15 protein-coding genes are annotated in these 19,083 nt (G+C 75.2%); 6 read left to right on the top strand and 9 right to left on the bottom strand.

Annotated elements, in window-relative coordinates:
- The first annotated feature begins 60 nt into the window (after positions 1-60).
- From ACGF5C_RS01080 to ACGF5C_RS01060, 5 genes are all read left to right on the top strand, one after another.
- Positions 61-648, top strand: a complete 588-nt coding sequence (locus tag ACGF5C_RS01080; RefSeq protein WP_393295525.1) for a PadR family transcriptional regulator — start codon at positions 61-63, stop codon at positions 646-648.
- The gene (locus ACGF5C_RS01075) at positions 645-1,403 is read left to right on the top strand and encodes an ABC transporter ATP-binding protein (protein WP_393295522.1); all 759 of its coding nucleotides are present in this window, start codon (positions 645-647) and stop codon (positions 1,401-1,403) included. Before ACGF5C_RS01080 ends, ACGF5C_RS01075 begins: the two co-directional genes overlap by 4 nt.
- The gene (locus ACGF5C_RS01070) at positions 1,400-4,102 is read left to right on the top strand and encodes an FtsX-like permease family protein (protein WP_393295519.1); all 2,703 of its coding nucleotides are present in this window, start codon (positions 1,400-1,402) and stop codon (positions 4,100-4,102) included. The genes ACGF5C_RS01075 and ACGF5C_RS01070 overlap by 4 nt, the downstream gene beginning before the upstream one ends.
- Before the next feature lie 28 nt (positions 4,103-4,130).
- Complete coding sequence (locus ACGF5C_RS01065; RefSeq protein WP_393295516.1) at positions 4,131-4,631, top strand: nitroreductase/quinone reductase family protein; 501 nt, start codon at positions 4,131-4,133, stop codon at positions 4,629-4,631.
- Positions 4,632-4,722: 91 nt separating this feature from the next.
- Entirely contained in the window at positions 4,723-5,469 is a 747-nt protein-coding gene (locus ACGF5C_RS01060) for a nucleotidyltransferase domain-containing protein (RefSeq protein WP_393295928.1), read from the top strand.
- Between the two features lie 87 nt (positions 5,470-5,556).
- Here ACGF5C_RS01060 and ACGF5C_RS01055 read toward each other — a convergent pair whose 3' ends face one another.
- Both ACGF5C_RS01055 and map read right to left on the bottom strand, forming a co-directional pair.
- Positions 5,557-6,273, bottom strand: a complete 717-nt coding sequence (locus ACGF5C_RS01055; protein WP_363702580.1) for a VIT1/CCC1 transporter family protein — start codon at positions 6,271-6,273, stop codon at positions 5,557-5,559.
- Positions 6,270-7,127, bottom strand: a complete 858-nt coding sequence (gene map, locus ACGF5C_RS01050) for a type I methionyl aminopeptidase (RefSeq protein ID WP_393295513.1) — start codon at positions 7,125-7,127, stop codon at positions 6,270-6,272. Before map ends, ACGF5C_RS01055 begins: the two co-directional genes overlap by 4 nt.
- Positions 7,128-7,223: 96 nt before the next feature.
- Between map and ACGF5C_RS01045 the strand changes: the two genes are divergently transcribed.
- Positions 7,224-7,541, top strand: coding sequence for an STAS domain-containing protein (locus ACGF5C_RS01045; protein WP_393295510.1), 318 nt, complete (start codon positions 7,224-7,226; stop codon positions 7,539-7,541).
- 39 nt (positions 7,542-7,580) lie between these two features.
- Here ACGF5C_RS01045 and ACGF5C_RS01040 read toward each other — a convergent pair whose 3' ends face one another.
- The 7 genes from ACGF5C_RS01040 to ACGF5C_RS01010 form a co-directional block, all read right to left on the bottom strand.
- Entirely contained in the window at positions 7,581-11,243 is a 3,663-nt protein-coding gene (locus ACGF5C_RS01040; RefSeq protein WP_393295507.1) for a SpoIIE family protein phosphatase, read from the bottom strand.
- 179 nt (positions 11,244-11,422) lie between these two features.
- The gene (locus ACGF5C_RS01035; RefSeq protein ID WP_393295504.1) at positions 11,423-12,190 is read right to left on the bottom strand and encodes a 3-oxoacyl-ACP reductase; all 768 of its coding nucleotides are present in this window, start codon (positions 12,188-12,190) and stop codon (positions 11,423-11,425) included.
- A 5-nt stretch (positions 12,191-12,195) separates the two neighbouring features.
- Positions 12,196-13,551, bottom strand: a complete 1,356-nt coding sequence (locus tag ACGF5C_RS01030) for an aldehyde dehydrogenase family protein (RefSeq protein ID WP_393295501.1) — start codon at positions 13,549-13,551, stop codon at positions 12,196-12,198.
- 36 nt (positions 13,552-13,587) lie between these two features.
- Entirely contained in the window at positions 13,588-14,952 is a 1,365-nt protein-coding gene (locus ACGF5C_RS01025) for a glutamine synthetase family protein (RefSeq protein WP_393295498.1), read from the bottom strand.
- A gap of 441 nt (positions 14,953-15,393) precedes the next feature.
- On the bottom strand, positions 15,394-15,894 hold the full coding sequence (locus tag ACGF5C_RS01020; RefSeq protein WP_393295496.1) for a DUF456 domain-containing protein: 501 nt from the start codon (positions 15,892-15,894) through the stop codon (positions 15,394-15,396).
- Complete coding sequence (locus ACGF5C_RS01015; protein WP_393295493.1) at positions 15,891-18,065, bottom strand: putative bifunctional diguanylate cyclase/phosphodiesterase; 2,175 nt, start codon at positions 18,063-18,065, stop codon at positions 15,891-15,893. Before ACGF5C_RS01015 ends, ACGF5C_RS01020 begins: the two co-directional genes overlap by 4 nt.
- A gap of 4 nt (positions 18,066-18,069) precedes the next feature.
- A complete protein-coding gene (locus ACGF5C_RS01010) occupies positions 18,070-18,888 on the bottom strand; it encodes an SAM-dependent methyltransferase (protein ID WP_393295490.1) in 819 nt (272 codons plus the stop codon).
- Between the last annotated feature and the right edge of the window lie 195 nt (positions 18,889-19,083).

The following is a 19,083-nucleotide window of genomic DNA, read 5'->3' as shown; positions in this document are numbered from 1 at the left end:
CGCCGCCTGCGGTGACGCTCCGGTTGCGGGTCGCATACCAGGTATGCATACTCCGGAGCCATGTCAATCCGTCACGGGCTGCTCGCCCTGCTCGAACGCGGCCAGATGTACGGCTACCAGCTCCGCGCCGCGTTCGAGGAGTCGACCGGCTCGACCTGGCCGCTGAACATCGGGCAGGTCTACACCACCCTGTCCCGCCTCGAGCGGGACGGGCTGGTCCGCTCGCTCCCCGAGAGCGAGGCCGGGCAGCGCCCGTACGAGATCACCGACGCCGGGCGGACGGACCTGGCGCTGTGGTTCGCCACCCCGATCAGCCGCACCGACCGGCCCCGCGACGAGTTGGCGATCAAGCTGGCCCTCGCGCTGACCACGCCCGGCGTCGACGTGCGCTCGGTGGTGCAGACCCAGCGCAGCGCGACCATGCGGACGCTGCAGGAGTTGACCCGGTTGAAGTACGCCAGCGACCGCCCGGAGGACCTGCCGTGGCGGCTGGTGCTGGACGCCATGGTCTTCCAGGCCGAGGCCGAGGTGCGCTGGCTGGACCACTGCGAGACGAGCCTGGTGCGCTACCGTCCGACGGGGCCCGGCCGCGCGCCGACGACGCCCGCCGAGGCGGTGAACCAGACGGACGAGGAGGCACGACGGTGAGCGTGGGCAGCGGGCCGGCGGGCGACAGCCCGGCCCCGGCCGTGCTCGACGTGCGCGACGTGCACCGCACCCACGGCACCGGGCCGGCGGCGGTGCACGCGCTGCGCGGCGTGAGCCTCGCCGTCCACCCGGGCGAACTCGTCGCGGTGATGGGGCCCTCCGGCTCCGGGAAGTCCACCCTGCTGGCCCTCGCCGGCGGGCTGGACGGCCCGACCGCCGGCGAGGTGCTCGTCGAGGGCGAGCACCTCGGCGCCCTGGACCGGCGCCGCCTCGCCCAGGTGCGTCGCCGCCGGATCGGCTACATCTTCCAGGACCTGAACCTGCTCGGCAGCCTCACCGCCGTGGAGAACGTCGCGCTCCCCCTGGAACTCGACGGGACCGGCGGGCGGCGGGCGCGCCGGCTGGCGCTGGACGCGCTGGCCGAGGTGGGCCTGCCGGAACTGGGCGACCGGTTCCCCGACCAGCTCTCCGGCGGCCAGCAGCAGCGGGTGGCGATCGCCCGCGCGCTGGTCGGCGAGCGCCGGCTGGTGCTCGCCGACGAGCCCACCGGGGCGCTGGACTCGCAGACCGGCGAGGCGGTGCTGCACCTGCTGCGCCGGCGGGTCGACGCGGGGGCCGCCGCGGTCCTGGTCACCCACGAGGCGCGGCACGCCGCCTGGGCCGACCGGGTGGTCTTCCTCCGCGACGGGGTGCTGGTCGACTCGACGGCCCCGCTGGGCAGCGTGGAGCAGTTGTTGACCGGCAGCGGTCGGTGACGGCGGGCCGGGGCGGCCGGCTCGCGGGCGCCGTCGGCTCCTGGTGGGTGGCGCTGCGGATCGCCCGCCGGGAGGCCCGACGGGCGCGGGGGCGTACGGCGCTGGTGCTCGCGATGATCACGCTGCCGGTGCTGGTGCTGACCTTCACCGCGGTGAGCTGGGACATGTCCGAGCTGACCCGGGCCGAGCGGACCGAGCAACGGCTCGGCGTCGCCGACGCGGAACTGCTCTGGGTGGCGCGCGGGCCGGTCACCCAGGACGCCTGGGGCGATGGCTGGGTGTCCGACCACGACGCGACGCCGCCGGCCGGGCAGATCACCGCCGAACAGGTCACCGCCCTGCTGCCGGCCGGGAGCCGGGTCGTCCCGCTGCGCCGCTGGGTGAGCTTCGACGCCCGGGTCGGCGACCGGGTCGACCGGGACGTCACCGGCCGCGCCGTGGACCTCGCGGACCCGCTCGGCCGGGGGCTGGCCCGGTTCCGCTCCGGCCGGGCGCCGGCCGGGCCGGACGAGATCGCGGTGAGCCCCGCCGCGCTGCGCCGACTCGACGTCCGTCCCGGTGGCACCGTCACGTCCGGGGACGGCTCCCGGTCGTGGCGGGTGGTCGGGGTGGTCGAGTACCCGGACGACCTGGGACCGATCGTCACGCTGCACCCGGCGACCGCGGGCCCGACGGATGCCGAGCCGGACATGACCTGGCTGGTGGACCTGCCCGGGACGCTGGACGAGACACTGTTCCGTCGGCTCAACGACCACGGCGTCCTGGTCCACGCCCGCACCCCCGCCCCGCCCTCGGCGGTGGACGTCGTCGGGCCCGACGCGTTCTCCTCGGTCGACGTCGAGGGGATGAGCGTCTCGGTACTCGTCGGCGGGTTGGGGCTGCTGGAGGTGGTGCTGCTCGTCGGCCCGGCCTTCGCGGTCGGCGTACGGCGGCGGCGCCGGGACCTCGCGTTGGTCGCGGTGGCGGGCGGCGACGACGCCCACCTGCGCCGGATCGTGCTGGCCGACGGCGTGGTGCTGGGCGCCCTCGGGGCGGCCACCGGGCTCACGCTCGGCGTCGCGGCGGCGTTCGCCGCCCGGCCGCTGGTCGAGCAGCACCTCTACGGCGCGCGCTTCGGCGGATACCGCTGCTGGCCGGAGGCCCTGGTGGCGGTCGCGGCCGTCGCGGTCCTGTCCGGCGTGCTGGCCGCGCTGGCCCCGGCCTGGGCGGCGGCCCGGCAGGACGTGGTGGCCGGGCTGGCCGGCCGCCGCACCCCGCCCGCGCATCGGCGGCGCTGGCTCACGGCCGGCGTGTGCATGGCGGCCGGCGGGGCGGCGGTGGCCGCGTTCGGGGCCGCCCGGACGTCGCCACCGGTGATCCTCGCCGGTCTGGTCCTCGGCGAGCTGGGGCTGGTCTTCGCCACCCCGACACTGGTCGGCCTGCTCGCCCGGCTCGGGCGGTCGCTCCCGCTGGCGCCCCGGATCGCGCTGCGCGACGCCAGCCGCAACCGTTCCTCGGCCGCCCCGGCGATCTCGGCGGTGATGGCGGCGGTCGCCGGCAGCGTCGCGGTCGGGGTGTACCTGGCCAGCGACCACGCGCGGAGTGTGTCGACGTACGAGCCCAGCCTGCCCGCCGGCACCGTGCTGGTGCACCGGCCGGACCTGGACCCCGCGCCCGCCCTGGCCCGAGTCACCGAGGCGGCCCGCGACCAGCTGGGCGCCGCCACGGTGGCGCCGCTGGCCGGGGTGCGGTGCACGACGGAGGCCGAGCCCTGCTCGGTCGCTCCCGTGCTGCCGCCGCACCGGGCGTGCCCCTGGCCGTTCAGCGACGACCTGAGCGAGGCCGAGCGGCGGCAGGCCCGCGCGGACGCCCGCTGCCGGGGAAACGACCTCCACGACACGTACTTCCAGGTGCTGGTGGACGACGGGACCGCCCTGCCGCTGCTCACCGGCGCCGACCCCGCCGACGTCGCCGCCGCGGCCGCCGTGCTGCGCGCCGGCGGCGCGGTGGTGACCGATCCGCGCTACGTGGTGGACGGGCGGATCGAGGTGGTGGTGAACGGGTCGGGACCGGCCGGGCCGGTGACCTCGGCGCCCACCGCCGTCCCCGCGTACGCGCTGCACACCGGGGTACCGACGGAGCGGCTGCTGCTCTCGCGGCGGGCGGCCGACCGGCTCGGCCTGGCCACCCGCCCGCTCGGCTGGGCCGTCGCCGCCGACGGGGCGCCCGACCAGGGCCGGCGGGACCGGTTCGCCACCGCGCTGCGCCCGCTCGGCGCCCACGTGGAGATCGAGCAGGGCGACCGGTCGGGCGACGGGCGGCCGGCGCTGCTCCTGCTGGCCGCCGCGGCCGGAGTGATCACCGTGGGCGCCGCCGGCATCGCCACCGGGCTGGCGGCGGCCGAGGGGCGCGCCGACCTGTCCACGCTGGCCGCGGTGGGCGCCGGCCCCGGCCTGCGCCGGCTCCTGTCGCTGTGCCAGGCGGGGGTGATCGCCGTGCTGGGCTCGGCGCTCGGCATCGTCGCCGGCCTCGGCTCGGCCGTGATCATCCTGACCGCCCTGAACCGCCGGTACGCCGGCTCGTGGCCGGTCCAGGACCCGTACCCGGTGGTGGTCCCGTGGACCACCCTCGGCGTCCTGGTGGTGGTGCCGCTGGTCGCGATGCTCGGCGCGGGACTGTTCACCCGGTCCCGGTTGCCGGTCGAGCGACGCCTCGACTGACCGGCCGGGACCGGGCACACTGGTGCCCGTGCCCGTCCTGGGAGCCCTCACCCGCCGCGTCGGCCACCACCGGTGGTTCGGCGCCGCCGTCCGCCTGCTCGTCCCCGCCGACCGGGTGGTCGGGCGGCTCACCCGGGGCCGGGTGGTCGCGCTGGGGCTCGTCCCGTCGCTGGTCATCACCACCACCGGCCGGCGCTCAGGCCGGCCGCGCAGCAACCCCCTGCTGTACGTGCCCGACGGCGGCGCGTACGTGGTGGTCGGCACGAACTTCGGCCAGACCCACCAGCCGGGCTGGGCGCTGAACCTGCTCGCCGACCCGGCCGCCGAGGTGGACGTGAAGGGCCGTCGGGTCCCGGTGCGCGCCGAGGCCGCCGCGGGCGCCGAACGGGAGCGGTTGTGGCGGCTGCTGGTCGACCAGTGGCCGGCCTACCAGACGTACGTGCGGCGGGCCGGCGGCCGGGAGATCCTCCTCTTCCGGCTGGTCCCCACCGGGCGCGGCGGGCCGGGCGGGTCGGGCGGGCGCGACTAGGCTGGTGCGGTGACCGGCGCCGCCGCGACACCGCGGGCCGGCTCGTGCCGGGCGGCCCGGTCGGCGAGGGCGTGAGGTGGTCGGCGTGGACGTGGGCGGCGTGGACGTGGACGGCGTGCCCTCCGGTGGCGACCGGCACCTCGACGATCCACGGTGGGCGGTGGCCGAGCGGGTCGCCGACGCCGCCCGCCGGCGCTTCCCGGCCGACGTGCTCGCCGTCGCCGTGCACGGCCCGCTCGCGCACGGCGACGACGACGGCGGCGGGGACGGCGAGGTCGGGCTGCTGGTGGTGACCTACCGACCCGGCGGCGGCCCGCCCCCGGCGACCCGGCGGGTCGACGGCGTGCTGGTCGACCTGACCGTGGCCGGCGCGGACGACTACCTCCGCCAGGCCCGGCTGATCTCCCCGCTCTGGCCGCTGACCGCCGACCGGTACGTCAGCACCCGGGCACTGCACGACCCGACCGGCTGGCTGCGCACGCTCCGTGACGAGCACCTGGGCCGGCTGGCCCGCGCCCGGCCGGCCGAGTTCAGCACGGCGGCCCGGCAGGCGTGGTACAGGGGCAGCGCGGCGCACGCCCGGGCGGCCCGGCTGGCCGAGTGGTACGAGACCGACCAGGCCCTGCTGATGCTCGGCGAGGCGCGGCTGGCGGCGGCCACCGTGAACGGCCTGCTCAGCCGCACCTACTTCCGTGATCCGGGGGACGCGGTGCGGCGCACCGGCCTGGCCGGCGCGGACATGACCGAGGTGGGCGCCGTGCTGGCCCGCCAGGCGGCGGAGCTGACGGCCCGGGGCCGCCCCGTCGACGGGACGGTCGACGACCTCCTCGACGGCTGACCTGCCGCGCGGCGGCGGTATGCCGCCCCTGCGGACGAACCGGAGCGCGTACGACCGGCTCTGCGCCGACCCGGGGCGCGGCGGGGATCAGCCGAGGGCGCCCTGGACGCCGATGAGGGCGCCGACGAGGTAGGTGGCGCCGGCCGCGGCGGCGCCCAGCAGGAGCTGGCGCAGGCCGCCGGACCACCAGGCCCGGGCGGTGAACCGGGCGACCACCGCCCCGGCCGCGAAGAGCCCGAGCCCACCGACGGCCAGCGCCAGCCAGAGGCTGGTCGAGCCGAACAGGTAGGTCAGCAGCGGCACCAGGGCCCCGACCGAGAAGAACAGGAACGACGAGATCGCCGCCGCCCACGGGCTGGGCTGGTCGTCGGGGTCGACGCCGAGCTCCTCCCGGACGTGCACCCGCAGCGCCTCCTCCGGGTTGCGCCGCACGGCCTCGGCGACCTGCATGGCGAGGTCGTGCGGCAGGCCCCGGGCGACCCACGCCTCGGCCAGCTCGCGCGCCTCCGCCTCGGGGTGCCGCTCCAGCTCGCGGCGTTCCTTGGCCACCTCGGCCGCGACCTGCTCGTTGGCCGAGCGGACGCTCGTGTACTCCCCCAGCCCCATCGAGATGGCGCCGGCCACCAGGCCGGCGGTGCCGGTGAGCACGATGCTGCGGGGCGACACCCCGCCGCCGCCGACGCCCGCGATCAGGGCGATGTTGGTGACGAGGCCGTCCATCGCGCCGAAGACGGCGGGCCGCAGCCAGCCGCCGGACACGTCCGCGTGGTGCGCCTCGCGGAGCGCCGCCGGGGTGTCGGTCACGGCAGTGTGAGGATCTCGTGGCCGTCCTCGGTCACCACGATGGTGTGCTCGAACTGCGCGGTCCACCTGCGGTCCTTGGTGACCACCGTCCAGCCGTCGTCCCACATGTCGTACTGGTGGGTGCCGAGAGTGATCATCGGCTCGATCGTGAACGTCATCCCCGGCTCCATCACGTCGGTCGGGCGGGGGCTGTCGTAGTGCGGCACGTAGAGCCCGCTGTGGAAGGACTCGCCGATGCCGTGGCCGGTGAAGTCGCGGACCACGCCGTAGCCGAAGCGCTTCGCGTACGACTCGATGACCCGGCCGACCACGTTGATCTGGCGGCCCGGGGCGACCACGCGGATGCCGCGCATCATCGCCTCGTGGGTCCGCTCGACCAGCAGCCGGGCCTCCTCGCTGACCTCGCCGACGCAGAAGGTGGCGTCGGTGTCGCCGTGCACCCCGTTGATGTACGCCGTGACGTCGACGTTGATGATGTCGCCGTCGGCGAGCACGGTGGAGTCGGGGATGCCGTGGCAGATCACCTCGTTGAGGCTGGTGCAGCAGGACTTGGGGAAGCCCTTGTAGCCCAGCGTCGACGGGTAGGCGCCGTGGTCGCAGAGGAACTCGTGCACGACCCGGTCGATCTCGTCGGTGGTCACGCCGGGCTTGCAGTGCTCACCCGCGAGCTGGGTGGCCTGGGCGGCGAGCCGACCCGCGATCCGCATCTTCTCGACCGTCTCCGGGGTCTGCACGTGCGAGCCGCGCCACTCCTGGGGACGCTTCTTGCCCACGTACTCCGGGCGGACGATGTGGGCGGGCACGGGCCGCAACGGGGAGAGCGTGCCTGGGGTCAGCGGCGCACGGACGGTCATGGGCCCAAGCCTATCGCCGCGGGGGCGGGCGTCCCCCGCCCCCGCCCGCCCGGCCCGGTTGTTGCCGCGCCCGAGAGGCTGTGCCATTGTGGCTGCGTGGATCAAGGGGACGTCGCGCCTCCCGTATTCTCCGCCAGCGCGGAGGTCGACGGTGGTCACGTCCGCGTCGTGGTGACCGGCGAGGTCGACATGGCCACCGCCGACACGATGGTCCAGACCGTGCTGCGGGAGCCGGCCGAGCGGGTGACGCTCGACCTGCGGGCGGTCACCTTCTTCGACTCGGCGGCGATCCACGCCGTGGTCCGGCTCGCCCAGCGGTTCCCCGACGCCATCGCCGTCCTGCCGTCCCGGCAGGTCCGCCGCGTGCTGGACATCGCCGGCCTCGGCGAGCAGACCTGGCTCCACCCGGCCTGACCTCGGGCCGCGCCGCTCCGGCCGCCGCCGGGCGGGTGCTCAGTCCGCCAGCCGCCGGCGCAGCGTCACTTCCGTCCCCTCGGGGGTACGCGTGACCGACAGCTCCCCCAGCGCCTTGATGAGGGACAACCCCCGCCCACGGAAGCCCGACCCGGTCGACTCCCGCCACCGCCCGCTGTCGCGCACGGTGGCCACCACGGTGCGATCCTCGATGACCACCTCGACGGCGATCGTCGGCTCCGCGGGGTCGACGGGGTGCTCGATGGCGTTGGCGGCCGCCTCGGAGACGGCGACGGTCAGGTCGAACAGGTCCGTCTCGTTGACGGAGTGGGCGACGAGGAAGTCCTCCAGCCGCTTGCGCAGCACGCTGAGCCGGGTGGGGTCGGCCGGCAGCCGCAGCGCGAACCGGTTGAGTTCCGCCGCCTCCAGGGCCAGCACCGCGACGTCGTCGCGCAGGGGCCGCCCGGCGATCCGCCGGACCACGGCGTCGATCACGTCCGTCACGTGCTCGCCGGGCGTCGCCGCGTCCTGCCTGAGCCGGGCCAGCGCGTCGTCGATGTCGAGCTGCCGGTCCTCGATCAGCCCGTCGGTGTAGAGCAGCAGCCGGCTGCCCGGGGTCAGCTCCCCCTCGACCGTCCGGTAGGACGTGTCCGGGATCGCCCCGACGGGCGGGCCGAGCGCCCGGTCGTGCAGGAACGCCACGTCGTCTCCCCGGATCAGCAGCGGCGAGGGGTGGCCGGCGCTGGCGTACCGCAGCCGGCCGGTGCGCGGGCTGAACCAGAGGCAGAGCACGGTGGCGAAGGAGCGCCCCTCCGTCGTCCCGACCAGCCGGTTGAGCCGGGTCAGCGACTCCCCCGGGTCGAACCCCTCCAGCACGTACGCCCGCAGCGCGTTGCGGAGCTGGCCCATCGCCGCCGCCGCGCGGACGCCTTTGCCCACCACGTCGCCGATGGCCAGCACCAGCTCGTCGTCGCGCAGGGCGACGACGTCGTACCAGTCTCCGCCGACCTCCACGTCGGCGCTGCCCGGCAGGTAGCGGCTGGCGACGACGGCGCCCGGCAGCTGCGGCAGCGACCGGGGCAGCAGGCTGTGCTGGAGCGTGGTGGCGATGCGGTGCTCGGCCTCGTAGAGCTGGGCGTTCTCCAGCCGCACGCCGACCAGCCGGGCGAGCTGGGTGAGCGCGGCCTCGTCGGTGTGGGCGCCGTCGCCGTCCGGCCGCCAGACCCGCAGCTCGCCGAGCTGCTCGCCGACGGTGCCGGTCAGCGGCAGCACGAAGGACGGCTCGACGGGGGCCGACCCGCCGCCGTCGGCCTCGAAGCGCATCCCGGTCGCGGAGACCACCACCCGGGCGGCTTCGGCGAGGCTGAGCGCGTGCCGCGCGGCGACCTGGAGCACGTCGGCCGTGGATCGGGCGGTGTTGACCGCCACCGCGGCGTCGGCCAGCGCCCGTAGCCCGCGGATGATCTGGCCGCGGAGCTGGCCCAGCTCGACGTTGGCCCGGACCCGGGCGATCAACTCCTGGCCGGAGAAGGGCTTGGTGAGGTAGTCGTCGGCGCCGGCCGAGAGCCCGGCGACCGCCTCGGCGGAGCCGGCGCGGGCCGACAGCAGCACGATCGGCACGTGCCGGGTACGCGCGTCCGCACGCAGCGCGGCGACCAGCCCGAAGCCGTCCAGCCGGGGCATCATCACGTCGGTCAGCACCAGGTCGAACGCGCCGTCGACGGCCAGCCGCAGCGCCTCCACGCCGTCGGTCACCGCGACCACCTCCCACGACGGGGAGAGCAGCCGGGTGACGTGTTCGCGCAGGTCGGCGTTGTCGTCGGCGACCAGGATCCGCCCGGCGGCGCCCGACCCGGCCACCCGGGCCGCCCCGGCCCCCGCGGCGTCGGCCCAGCGGGCGGTCTCCGCCACGTACAGGTCGGCCCCCACCAGCTCGACCGGCGCCGTGGGGCCGGCGTCGGCGACCCGTTCGGGCGGCAGGTGCCCGGTGCCGAAGGGGACGGTCACGGTGAACGTGCTGCCCTCGTCGACACGGCTGCTGACGGCCACCTCGCCGCCGTGCATCTCGACCAGCTCGCGGACCAGCGCCAGGCCGATCCCGGTGCCCTCGTGGGTGCGCGAGCGCGCCCCCGGCGCCCGGTGGAAGCGCTCGAAGACCTGCGGCAGCTCCTCGGGGACGATGCCGACGCCGGTGTCGGCGACCTCCAGGCGGGCGGCGCCGTCGACGGCCCGGACCCGCACCCGGATCTCCCCGTCGAAAGTGAACTTCACCGCGTTCGACACCAGGTTGAGGACGATCTTCTCCCACATGTCCCGGTCCACGAAGACCGGTGCCGGCAGCGGCGGGCAGTCCACCACCAGGCGCAGCCCGGCCCGCTCGGTCGCCGAGCGGAACGTGCTGGCCAGCCGGGAGGTGTAGTCCGCCAGGTCGGTCGGCTGGTAGTGGGCGGCCAGCCGACCGGACTCCAGCCGGGAGAAGTCGAGCACCGTGTTGACGAGCTTGAGCAGCCGCAGCGCGTTGCGGTGCATGGTGGTGAGCTGGTCCGTGTACGCCTCGGGCAGCGCCGGGTCGGCGAGCAGGTCCTCCAGCGGGCCGAGCACCAGGGTCAACGGGGTGCGGAACTCGTGGCTGATGTTGGCGAAGAAGTTGGTCTTGGCCCGGTCGAGGGCGGCCAGCTCGGCGGCCCGGGCGCGCTGCTGCTCGTACGCCTGCTGCTTGCCGACGGCCCGGGAGACCTGCGCGGCGACCAGGTCGAAGAAGTCGCGGTACTCGTCGGTCAGCGGCAGCCGGCGGGCGAGGCCGACGACCAGCGTCCCGACGGTCTCGTTCGCCGCGGTGACCGGCAGCACCAGCGCCCGCTCGGTCGCGCCGGCCGGGACCCGGGCGAGCAGGTCCGTCACGGCGACGGTGGCGGCAGCGCCGCCGGCGGCAACCTCGGCGAGCGACGCCGGGGACGGCGTGGTGACCGCAGCGGCTTCGACGCCGCTGCGCCCCGCCAGCGCGAGGCGGCCGGTGTCGTCGGGCAGGTGCACCAGGGCGAACGGCACGTCCGGCCGGTGCCGGTCGAACACCGCGGCGGCGGCCCGGCCCAGCTCCGCCGTGCTGCCCACCTCGGCCAGCTCGCTGCCCAGCTCCGCCAGCAGCCGCAGCCGGCGCTCGCCGAGCACCCGGCCGGTGGTCTCGTTGACGATGCAGAAGATGCCGTCGACGGTGCCGTCGACGCCCAGGATCGGGTCGTACGAGACGTCGAAGTACGTCTCCTCGAGGAAGCCGTGCCGGTCGAGCGGGAAGGGATGGTCCTCGGCCCGGTACGACCGGCAGCCGCGCCGGACGCTCTCCAGCAGCGGCCCGAGCACGTCCCAGGTCTCCGCCCAGTGCTCGCGGGCCGGCCGGCCCAGCACGTCCGGGTGCTTGCCGCCGATCGTCGGCCGGTAGGCGTCGTTGTAGAAGGCGAGCTGGTCCTCGCCCCAGAACATGACGATCTGGGCGCTGGAGGCGAGCATCATGCCGACCGCCGCGCAGAGCGCAGCCGGCCAGCGGTCCGGAGTGCCCAGCGGGGTGGTGGACCAGTCGAACGCGCGCATCCGCTCGCCCATCTCGCCGCCGGCCGCGAACGCGGCGGCGAGCAGCGGGGGAAACTCCGCTTCCCGGACGCGGTCGGGCGGGTGCCCCTCGTCCACGCCCCCCTGGGCCGAGCTCATGCAGCCTCCCGCTCCGGCCTTCCCCGCCTCGGCCCGATGATCCATCCGGCCGTGCCCCGCTCAATACCCTGACGGGCCAGCAACGTAACGCGTGCCACGCCTTGGTCGCTGGTTACGTCCGCCTCGGCCGGCCGTCGGCTGCCCGACGGCACCTCCCCCTCCGTGCGGAGGGCGCGGGCTCACAGCGGGGTGACGTACGCGCCGGTGATGCCGCCGTCGACCACGAACTGCGCGGCGGTCATGAAGGAGGCGTCGTCGCTGGCGAGGAAGGCCACCGCGGCGGCGATCTCCTCCGGCCTGCCGAACCGCCCCATCGGCACGTGCACCAGCCGGCGGGCCGCGCGCTCCGGATCGGCGGCGAAGAGCTCCAGCAGCAGCGGGGTGGCGACCGGGCCGGGGCAGAGCGCGTTGACCCGGATGCCCTCCCGGGCGAACTGCACGCCCAGTTCCCGGGTCATCGCCAGCACCCCGCCCTTGCTCGCCGTGTACGCGATCTGCGAGGTGGCCGCGCCCATCAGCGCCACGAACGAGGCGGTGTTGACGATCGAGCCCTTGCCCTGCCGGCGCATGTGCGGGATGACGTGCTTGCAGCAGAGGTAGACGCTCGTGGTGTTGACCCGCAGCACCCGCTCCCAGGCGTCCAGCCCGGTCTCCAGGATGGAGTCGTCCTCGGGCGGGGAGATGCCGGCGTTGTTGAACGCGATGTCGACCCGCCCGTGCCGCTCGGCCACCCCGTCGAAGAGGTCCCGTACGGCCGCCTCGTCGGCGACGTCGGCCGCGACGAACTCGCCGCCCACGGAGTCGGCGGCCCGGTTGCCGGCCTCCGGGTCGATGTCCACGCAGACCACCCGCGCACCCTCGGCGGCGAACCGCCGCACGGTGGCCAGCCCGATCCCGCTGCCCGCACCGGTGACCACGGCCACCCGGTCCTGAAGACGACCCTGCACGCGCCTCACTCCTCCGTTGCGATGAACACGTTCTTGACGTCGGTGAAGGCGTGCAGCGCGTCCGGGCCCAGCTCGCGGCCCAGCCCGGAGCGCTTCATGCCGCCGAAGGGGGTCCAGTACCGCACCGAGGAGTGCGAGTTGACGCTGAGGTTGCCCGCCTCGACCGCCCGCGCCACCCGGACGGCGCGGCCCACGTCCCGGGTCCAGACCGAGCCGGACAGGCCGTAATCGGTGTCGTTGGCGAGCCGCACCGCGTCGGACTCGTCGTCGAACGGAAGCACCGAGACGACCGGGCCGAAGATCTCCTCCCGCCAGTGCCGGTCCGCCGTGGAATCGGCGAGCAGCACCGTCGGGGCGTACCAGAAGCCGGGGCCGCCGGGGCGGGAGCCGGTGAACGCGACGGTCGCCCCGTCGACGTACCCCGCGACCCGGTCCCGCTGGCCGGCGGAGATGAGGGGGCCCATCTCGGCGGTCTCCCGGGCCGGATCCTCCACCCGCAACGCCCGCACCGCCGGCTCGAGCAGCTCCAGGAAGCGGTCGTACGCCGGCCGCTGGACCAGGATCCGGGACCGGGCGCAGCAGTCCTGGCCGGCGTTGTCGAAGACGGCGTACGGGGCGGTCGCCGCCGCCTTCTCCAGGTCGGCGTCGGCGAAGACCAGGTTGGCGCTCTTGCCGCCCAGCTCCAGCGTCACCCGCTTCACCTGGGCGGCACAGCCGGCCATGATCCGGGTGCCGACCTCGGTGGAGCCGGTGAAGCAGACCTTGCGGACGGCGGGATGGGTGACGAACCGCTCCCCCACCACGGACCCGGCTCCCGGCAGCACCGTGAACACGTCCTCGGGCAGCCCCGCCTCGCGGGCCAGCTCGGCTAGGCGCAGCGCGGTCAGCGGGGTCAACTCGGCGGGTTTGAGCACCACCGTGTTGCCGGCGGCGAGGGCCGGCGCGAAGCCCCAGGCGGCGATCGGCATCGGGAAGTTCCACGGCACGATCACCCCGACCACGCCGAGCGGTTCGTGGAACGTCACGTCCAGCCCGCCCGGCACCGGGATCTGCCGCCCGGTCAGCCGCTCCGGCGCGCCCGCGTAGTAGTCGAGCACGTCCCGGACGTTGCCCGCCTCCCACCGCGCGTTGCCGACGGTGTGCCCCGAGTTGCGCACCTCCAGCTGCGCCAGCTCCTCCAGGTGCGCGTCCACCAGCGCGGCGAACCGGCGCAGCAGCCGCGCCCGGTCCCCTGGCGTCAGTGCCCGCCACCGCGGGTACGCCGCGTCCGCCCGCCCGATCGCCGCGTCGACCTCGTCGGCCGAGGCCGACGGCACGACCGCCACCACCTCGCCCGTCGCCGGGTTCACCACCTCGGTCACGGGCCCCACCCCTTCCCGTCGATCATGCGGTCGTGGTCAGAGGCGTTCGAAGCCACGGAAGAGCTCCCAGTCGGTCACGGCGGCGTCGAAGGCGGCCAGCTCGACCCGCGCCTGGTTGGCGTAGTGCGCCACCACCTCGTCGCCGAATGCCTCCCCCGCCACCGTCGAGGACTCCCACCGGGCGAGGGCGTCGCGCAGCGTGCCGGGGACCCGCTCGGCGGCCGGGTCGTCGTACGCGTTGCCGGTGCACTCCTCGCCCAGCTCCAGCCCGCGCTCGATGCCGTGCACGGCGCCCGCGACCAGCGCGGCGATGGCCAGGTACGGGTTCACGTCCGCCCCCGGGACCCGGTTCTCCACCCGCATGCCCTGCCCGTGCCCGACCAGCCGCAGGGCGCAGGTGCGGTTGTCCGTGCCCCACCGCAGCGCGGTCGGGGCGAACGACCCGGGCTGGTAGCGCTTGTAGGAGTTGACGTTCGGGGCGAACAGGAGGCTGAACTCCTGCATGGTGGCGAGCAGCCCGGCCAGCACCCGCCGCCCGGTCGCCGACAGGTGCGCCGGCCCGTCGCCGAGCAGCGCCGACCGGCCGTCCGCGTCACGCAGGGAGAAGTGGATGTGGCAGGAGTTGCCCTCCCGCTCGTTCGGCTTGGCCATGAAGGTGATCGACATGCCCTCCTGGGCGGCGATCTCCTTCGCCCCGTTCTTGTAGATGACGTGGTGGTCGGCGCAGGCCACCGCCTCGTCGTAGCGGAAGGCGATCTCGTGCTGGCCCAGGTTGCACTCGCCCTTCGCGCTCTCGGGGGTCAACCCCGCCCCCGCCATCTCCCGGCGGATGCGGCGCAGCAGCGGCTCCACCCGGGCGGTGCCGAGCAGGGAGTAGTCCACGTTGTACAGGTTGGCGGGGGTCAACTCCCGGTAGCCGCGCCGCCAGGCGTCCTCGTAGGAGTCGCGGAACAGCACGAACTCCAGCTCCGTGCCGGCGTACGCGGTCAGCCCGTGCCCCGCCAGCCGGTCCAGCTGCCGGCGCAGGATCTGCCGGGGCGAGGCGACGACCGGCCCCGAGCCGTCCAGCCAGGCCAGGTCCGCCAGGAGCAGCGCGCTGCCCGGCTGCCAGGGCACCCGACGCAGCGTGTCGAGGTCCGGCACCATGGCGAAGTCGCCGTAGCCGCGTTCCCAGTTCGACATCGCGTACCCGTCGACGGTGTTCATGTCGACGTCCACGGCGAGCAGGTAGTCGCAGCCCTCGCTGCCGTGCGCGACGACGTGGTCGAGGAAATAGGGCGCGTGGAACCGCTTGCCCTGCAACCGGCCCTGCATGTCGACCAGGGCCAGCACCACGGTGTCGATCTCGCCTTCGGCGACGGCGACCCGCAGTTGTTCCAGCGTGAGCGGAGCTTTCCTCATCGGCGGGCCTCCATCACCAAGGTCTACTGGCTAACCTGACCACCGTCAATGCCCAGCCCCGGATCACGGCAACCGCCCCGGGGCAGGTGCGCCGGGCTCACACGGCCGGCTCGTCGCCCGGCTTCCCCCGGGGGTGGCTTTCCCGGCCCTGTCGAGCTGCCCCGTCCATGGGACCGGGCGGACGAGCCGGTCGAAGGGCCGAGCCGAGCCCGAGCCGGGCTGAATCGAGCCGGGCCGGCGAGCGGGCAAATTGCGTTGCCCTCCGGGCACGTGCACCGCATGCTTGAGCCCGTGACCAGGCCCGATCGCGACGGGCCACCGCCGGGCGCTCGGACCGCCCCGGCACCGCGGCGGCGCGGGGCACGTCACCTCTCTCTCACCCGTACGGCGCTGCGCCGTACCCGACGCCCGCCCCGCGCCGCCGCCCCCACCACCACGCCGTCAGGTCAGCAGCAGACCGGCGACCCAGAGCACCGCCACGAGCAGGCCGGCGAGGAACTCGACCAGCATGGACAGGCCGGCCGCCGCCACGGCCTGCCTCGTCGCGGGCCAGGCCAGCCGGGAGTCGCCCAGCCGCAGCCGCTCCGCCGCCCACACTCCGCCGACGAAGCCGAGCACCAGCCCGACCACCGGCACGACGAAGAAGCCGACCAGTCCCAGCACGCCGCCGGCGAGCAGCGACGAGGTGGGCACCCCGCTGCGTTTCAGGTTCCGCCCCGGCCAGGCGTACTTCACGACGGTGCCGCCGGCGACGACCACCGTGGCGGCGGCGAGCACCGCCCAACGCCCCGGCCCGGCGCCGCCGAAGAGCGCCCAGACCAGCACCCCGCCCCAGCACAGCGGCAGCGCCGGCAGGCCGGGCACCACCACGCCGGCCAGCCCGGCGAGGATGGCCAGCGCGGCGAGGACGGCGACGGCCGCCTCGGTGTCGGTGAGGCTCATGCCGCGGCTCCGTGCCCGCCGCCGCGCAGCCGGGCCGTGATCTCCGCCGCCGGCGCCGGCGGGCCGAAGTACCGCCCCTGCCCGGTGTCGCAGCGCAGCGCCCGCAGCCGCTCGGCCTGCACCCCGGTCTCGACCGCCTCCGCGGTGACCCACAGCTCCAACGCGTGCGCCAGCCGCACCAGCGCGTCCACGATCCGCTCGTCCCGATGGTCGGTGGCCGCCTCCGGGCCGTCGCCCCGGATCCCCTCGACGAACGGGCCGGCCAGCTTGAGGCAGTGGATCGGCAGCCGCCGCAGGTACGCCAGGTTCGAGTAGCCGGTGCCGAAGTCGTCGATCGCCAGCCGTACGCCCAGCGCGGCCAGCCGGTGCAGCGACCGCAGCGGCTCCCCCGCGGTGCCCATCACGGCGCTCTCGGTCAGCTCCAGTTGCAGCAGCCCGGCCGGGAGCCCGGTGGAGGCCAGCGCGTCGGCGACGGTCTCCACGATCCGCGGGTCGTCGGCCTGCCGGGCGGCCAGGTTGACGCTGACCACCAGCCGGGCCGCGGGGAACTCGCGCCGCCACTCCTCCGCGTCCCGGCAGGCCTGCCGCAGCACCCACTCGCCGAGCCGGACGATCAGGCCGGTCTCCTCCGCCAGCCCGATGAACCGGTCCGGCCCGATGAGCCCCAGCTCCGGGTGCTGCCAGCGGACCAGCGCCTCCACGGCCAGCATCGAGCCCTCGAGCAGGGACACGATCGGCTGGTAGTGGAGCACGAACTCGTCCCGGTCCAGCGCCGCCGGCAGCCCGGCGGCCAGCGCGGAGCGGGCGATGTCCCGGGCGCCACGCTCCGGGTCGTAGACCGCCCACCGGCCGCGGCCCTCCGCCTTCGCCCAGTAGAGCGTGGTGTCGGCGGCCTTCATCAGCTCCGACGCGCTCGTCCCGCCGACAGGGCACTCGACGATGCCGACGCTCGCCGAGACGGCGAGCTGGTGCTCGCCGATCCGGACCGGGGCGGACACGGCGGCCAGAGCCGCCTCGGCGACGGCCACCGCGTCGTCGATGCCGGCGCCGTCGTCGACCAGGATGACGAACTCGTCCCCGCCCATCCGGGCGACCAGGTGGCCGCGCCCGGCGACGTACTCGGCGAGCCGCCGGGCGATCACCACGAGCAGCCGGTCACCGAGGTCGTGGCCGAGGCTGTCGTTGACCGCCTTGAAGCCGTCCAGGTCGAGGAAGCAGACCCCGACGCGGTGGTCCGCGTCGGCCATGTCGAAGACCCGGCCCAGCGTCTCGAAGAACAGGGTCCGGTTGGGCAGGCCGGTGAGCGGGTCGTGCAGCGCCTGGAAGCGCAGCCGCTGCTGGAGCTCGTACCGCTCGGTGATGTCCTCGATCATCGCGACGGTGAACCGGGGCCGGCCGTCGTCGTACCGGATCAGCGAGACGGAGAGGTCCGTCCAGACCACGCTGCCGTCCTTGCGGTGGTAGCGCTTCTCCACCCGGGCGCTGTCGTGCTTGCCCTCGACCAGCTCCTGGTAGAGCTCCCACATCCCGGCCGCGTCGTCGGGGTGGAACAGCGACGCCACGTTGATCTGCCGCAGCTCCTCGACGGAGTAGCCGAGCATGTCCGCGAACGCCTGGTTGACGTCGATGATCCGACCGTCGACGCCGGCGATGCCGATGCCCGTGGCCGCCCCGACGAAGACCGCCCGGAACCGGGCCTCGCTGTCACGCAGGGCCTGCTCCACCTCGTCCCGCGCCTGCCACGCCGAGCGGGCGATCCGCTCCTGCTGCGCGAAGGTGCGGTCGCGCAGGGCGCGGGCGAACCCGGCGGCCAGCCCGCCCTGCAGGGCCGCGACCCGCTCCACCGTCTCGTCGTGGTGTGCCCGGGCGGGCAGCACCTCGGGGAGGAAGCGCTCGCCGAGGGCCCGCACCGACCAGTCGAGCACCCGCGGCTCCGTCAGGTGCTCCTCGACCAGTGCGCGCCCGACCTCCTCGGCCGGCAGGGCCGAGAAGGGTTCGGCGAGCACGGCCTGCGCCAGCCGGACGGTGTGCAGGTGCAGCAGCCGCTCGGTCTCGGCCGCGCTGAGCGGCACGAAACCGAGCCGGCGCACCGCCCGGGACCACTCGGTCGCGTACCGCACGGCGCCCGACCGGCTGAGGTCGTCGCCGCCGGGCTCCGGGACGGCGCCCATGGGCTCAGGCGGTGGGCCGGTCGTACCGGGCGACGCCGCCGAATGCGCCGAACCGCTCCGGGTGGTCGTCCACGTCGGACGGCGAGTCCGGACGCCAGAGCGGCATGTGCACCACGCCCGGCTCCAGGATCGTCCAGTCGCCGAAGAAGCTGGTGACCTCGGCCCGCGAACGCAGCGTGATCTCGGTGTCGGTACGCGCCGAGAGGCGCTGCGCGTCGAGCATCTCCTGCGGCTGGTCCTCGAAGGTGGAGTGCGAGATGACCAGGAAGCTGCCCGGGGCCGCGGCGGCCCGCAGGGTGGCCAGGACGTCGCCGGGACGGTCGGCGTCCGGGATGAAGTGCACCACCCCGGCGAGCAGGATGCCCAGCGGCCGGCTGAAGTCGAGCAGCGCCAGCTCACGGGCCTCGGTCAGGATCCGCTCCGGCTCGCGCAGGTCGGCGTGGATCACTCCGGTCAGCTCGTTGCCGGCGAGCAGCTCCCGGCTGTGCGCCACCGCGACCGGGTCGATGTCGACGTAGACCACCCGAGCCTTCGGGTTGGCCGTCTGGGCGACCTCGTGCACGTTGCCGACGGTCGGGATGCCGGAGCCGATGTCGAGGAACTGGTCGATCCCGGCGTCCAGCAGCGTACGCACGGCCCGGCGCAGGAACTCGCGGCCGGCGCGCATGGTGGCCGCCAGGTTGGGGGTCATGCCGGCGATCTGCTCGGCGAGCTGCCGGTCGATCTCGAAGTTGTGCGCCCCGCCGAGGAAGTAGTCGTAGACCCGGGCCGCGCTCGGCCGGGAGAGGTCGATCTCGGCGGGAAGTCCGTCCGGCATCTGCACTGCTGCACCCCATGTCGTCGCCGCGGTGCGGGAGGGAACCGGCGTCGGGCGCGTGGGGGGCACGCGGAGCCACCGGCCGACCCGCGGATCGAGTGGTGCTCACCACTCTAGGCCGCCCACTCGCGGCACGGGGAGGTCCCATGACCCACTTCGTCGGCCCGTCCGGTGTCCGTCACCGACCGGACACCGGGCGCC

It is taken from the genome of Micromonospora sp. NPDC047620 (genome assembly GCF_043205005.1).
GTDB lineage: Bacteria > Actinomycetota > Actinomycetes > Mycobacteriales > Micromonosporaceae > Micromonospora.
The sequence above is the reverse complement of the archived record's forward strand: the minus strand, read 5'-3'. Positions and strand labels throughout refer to the sequence as shown.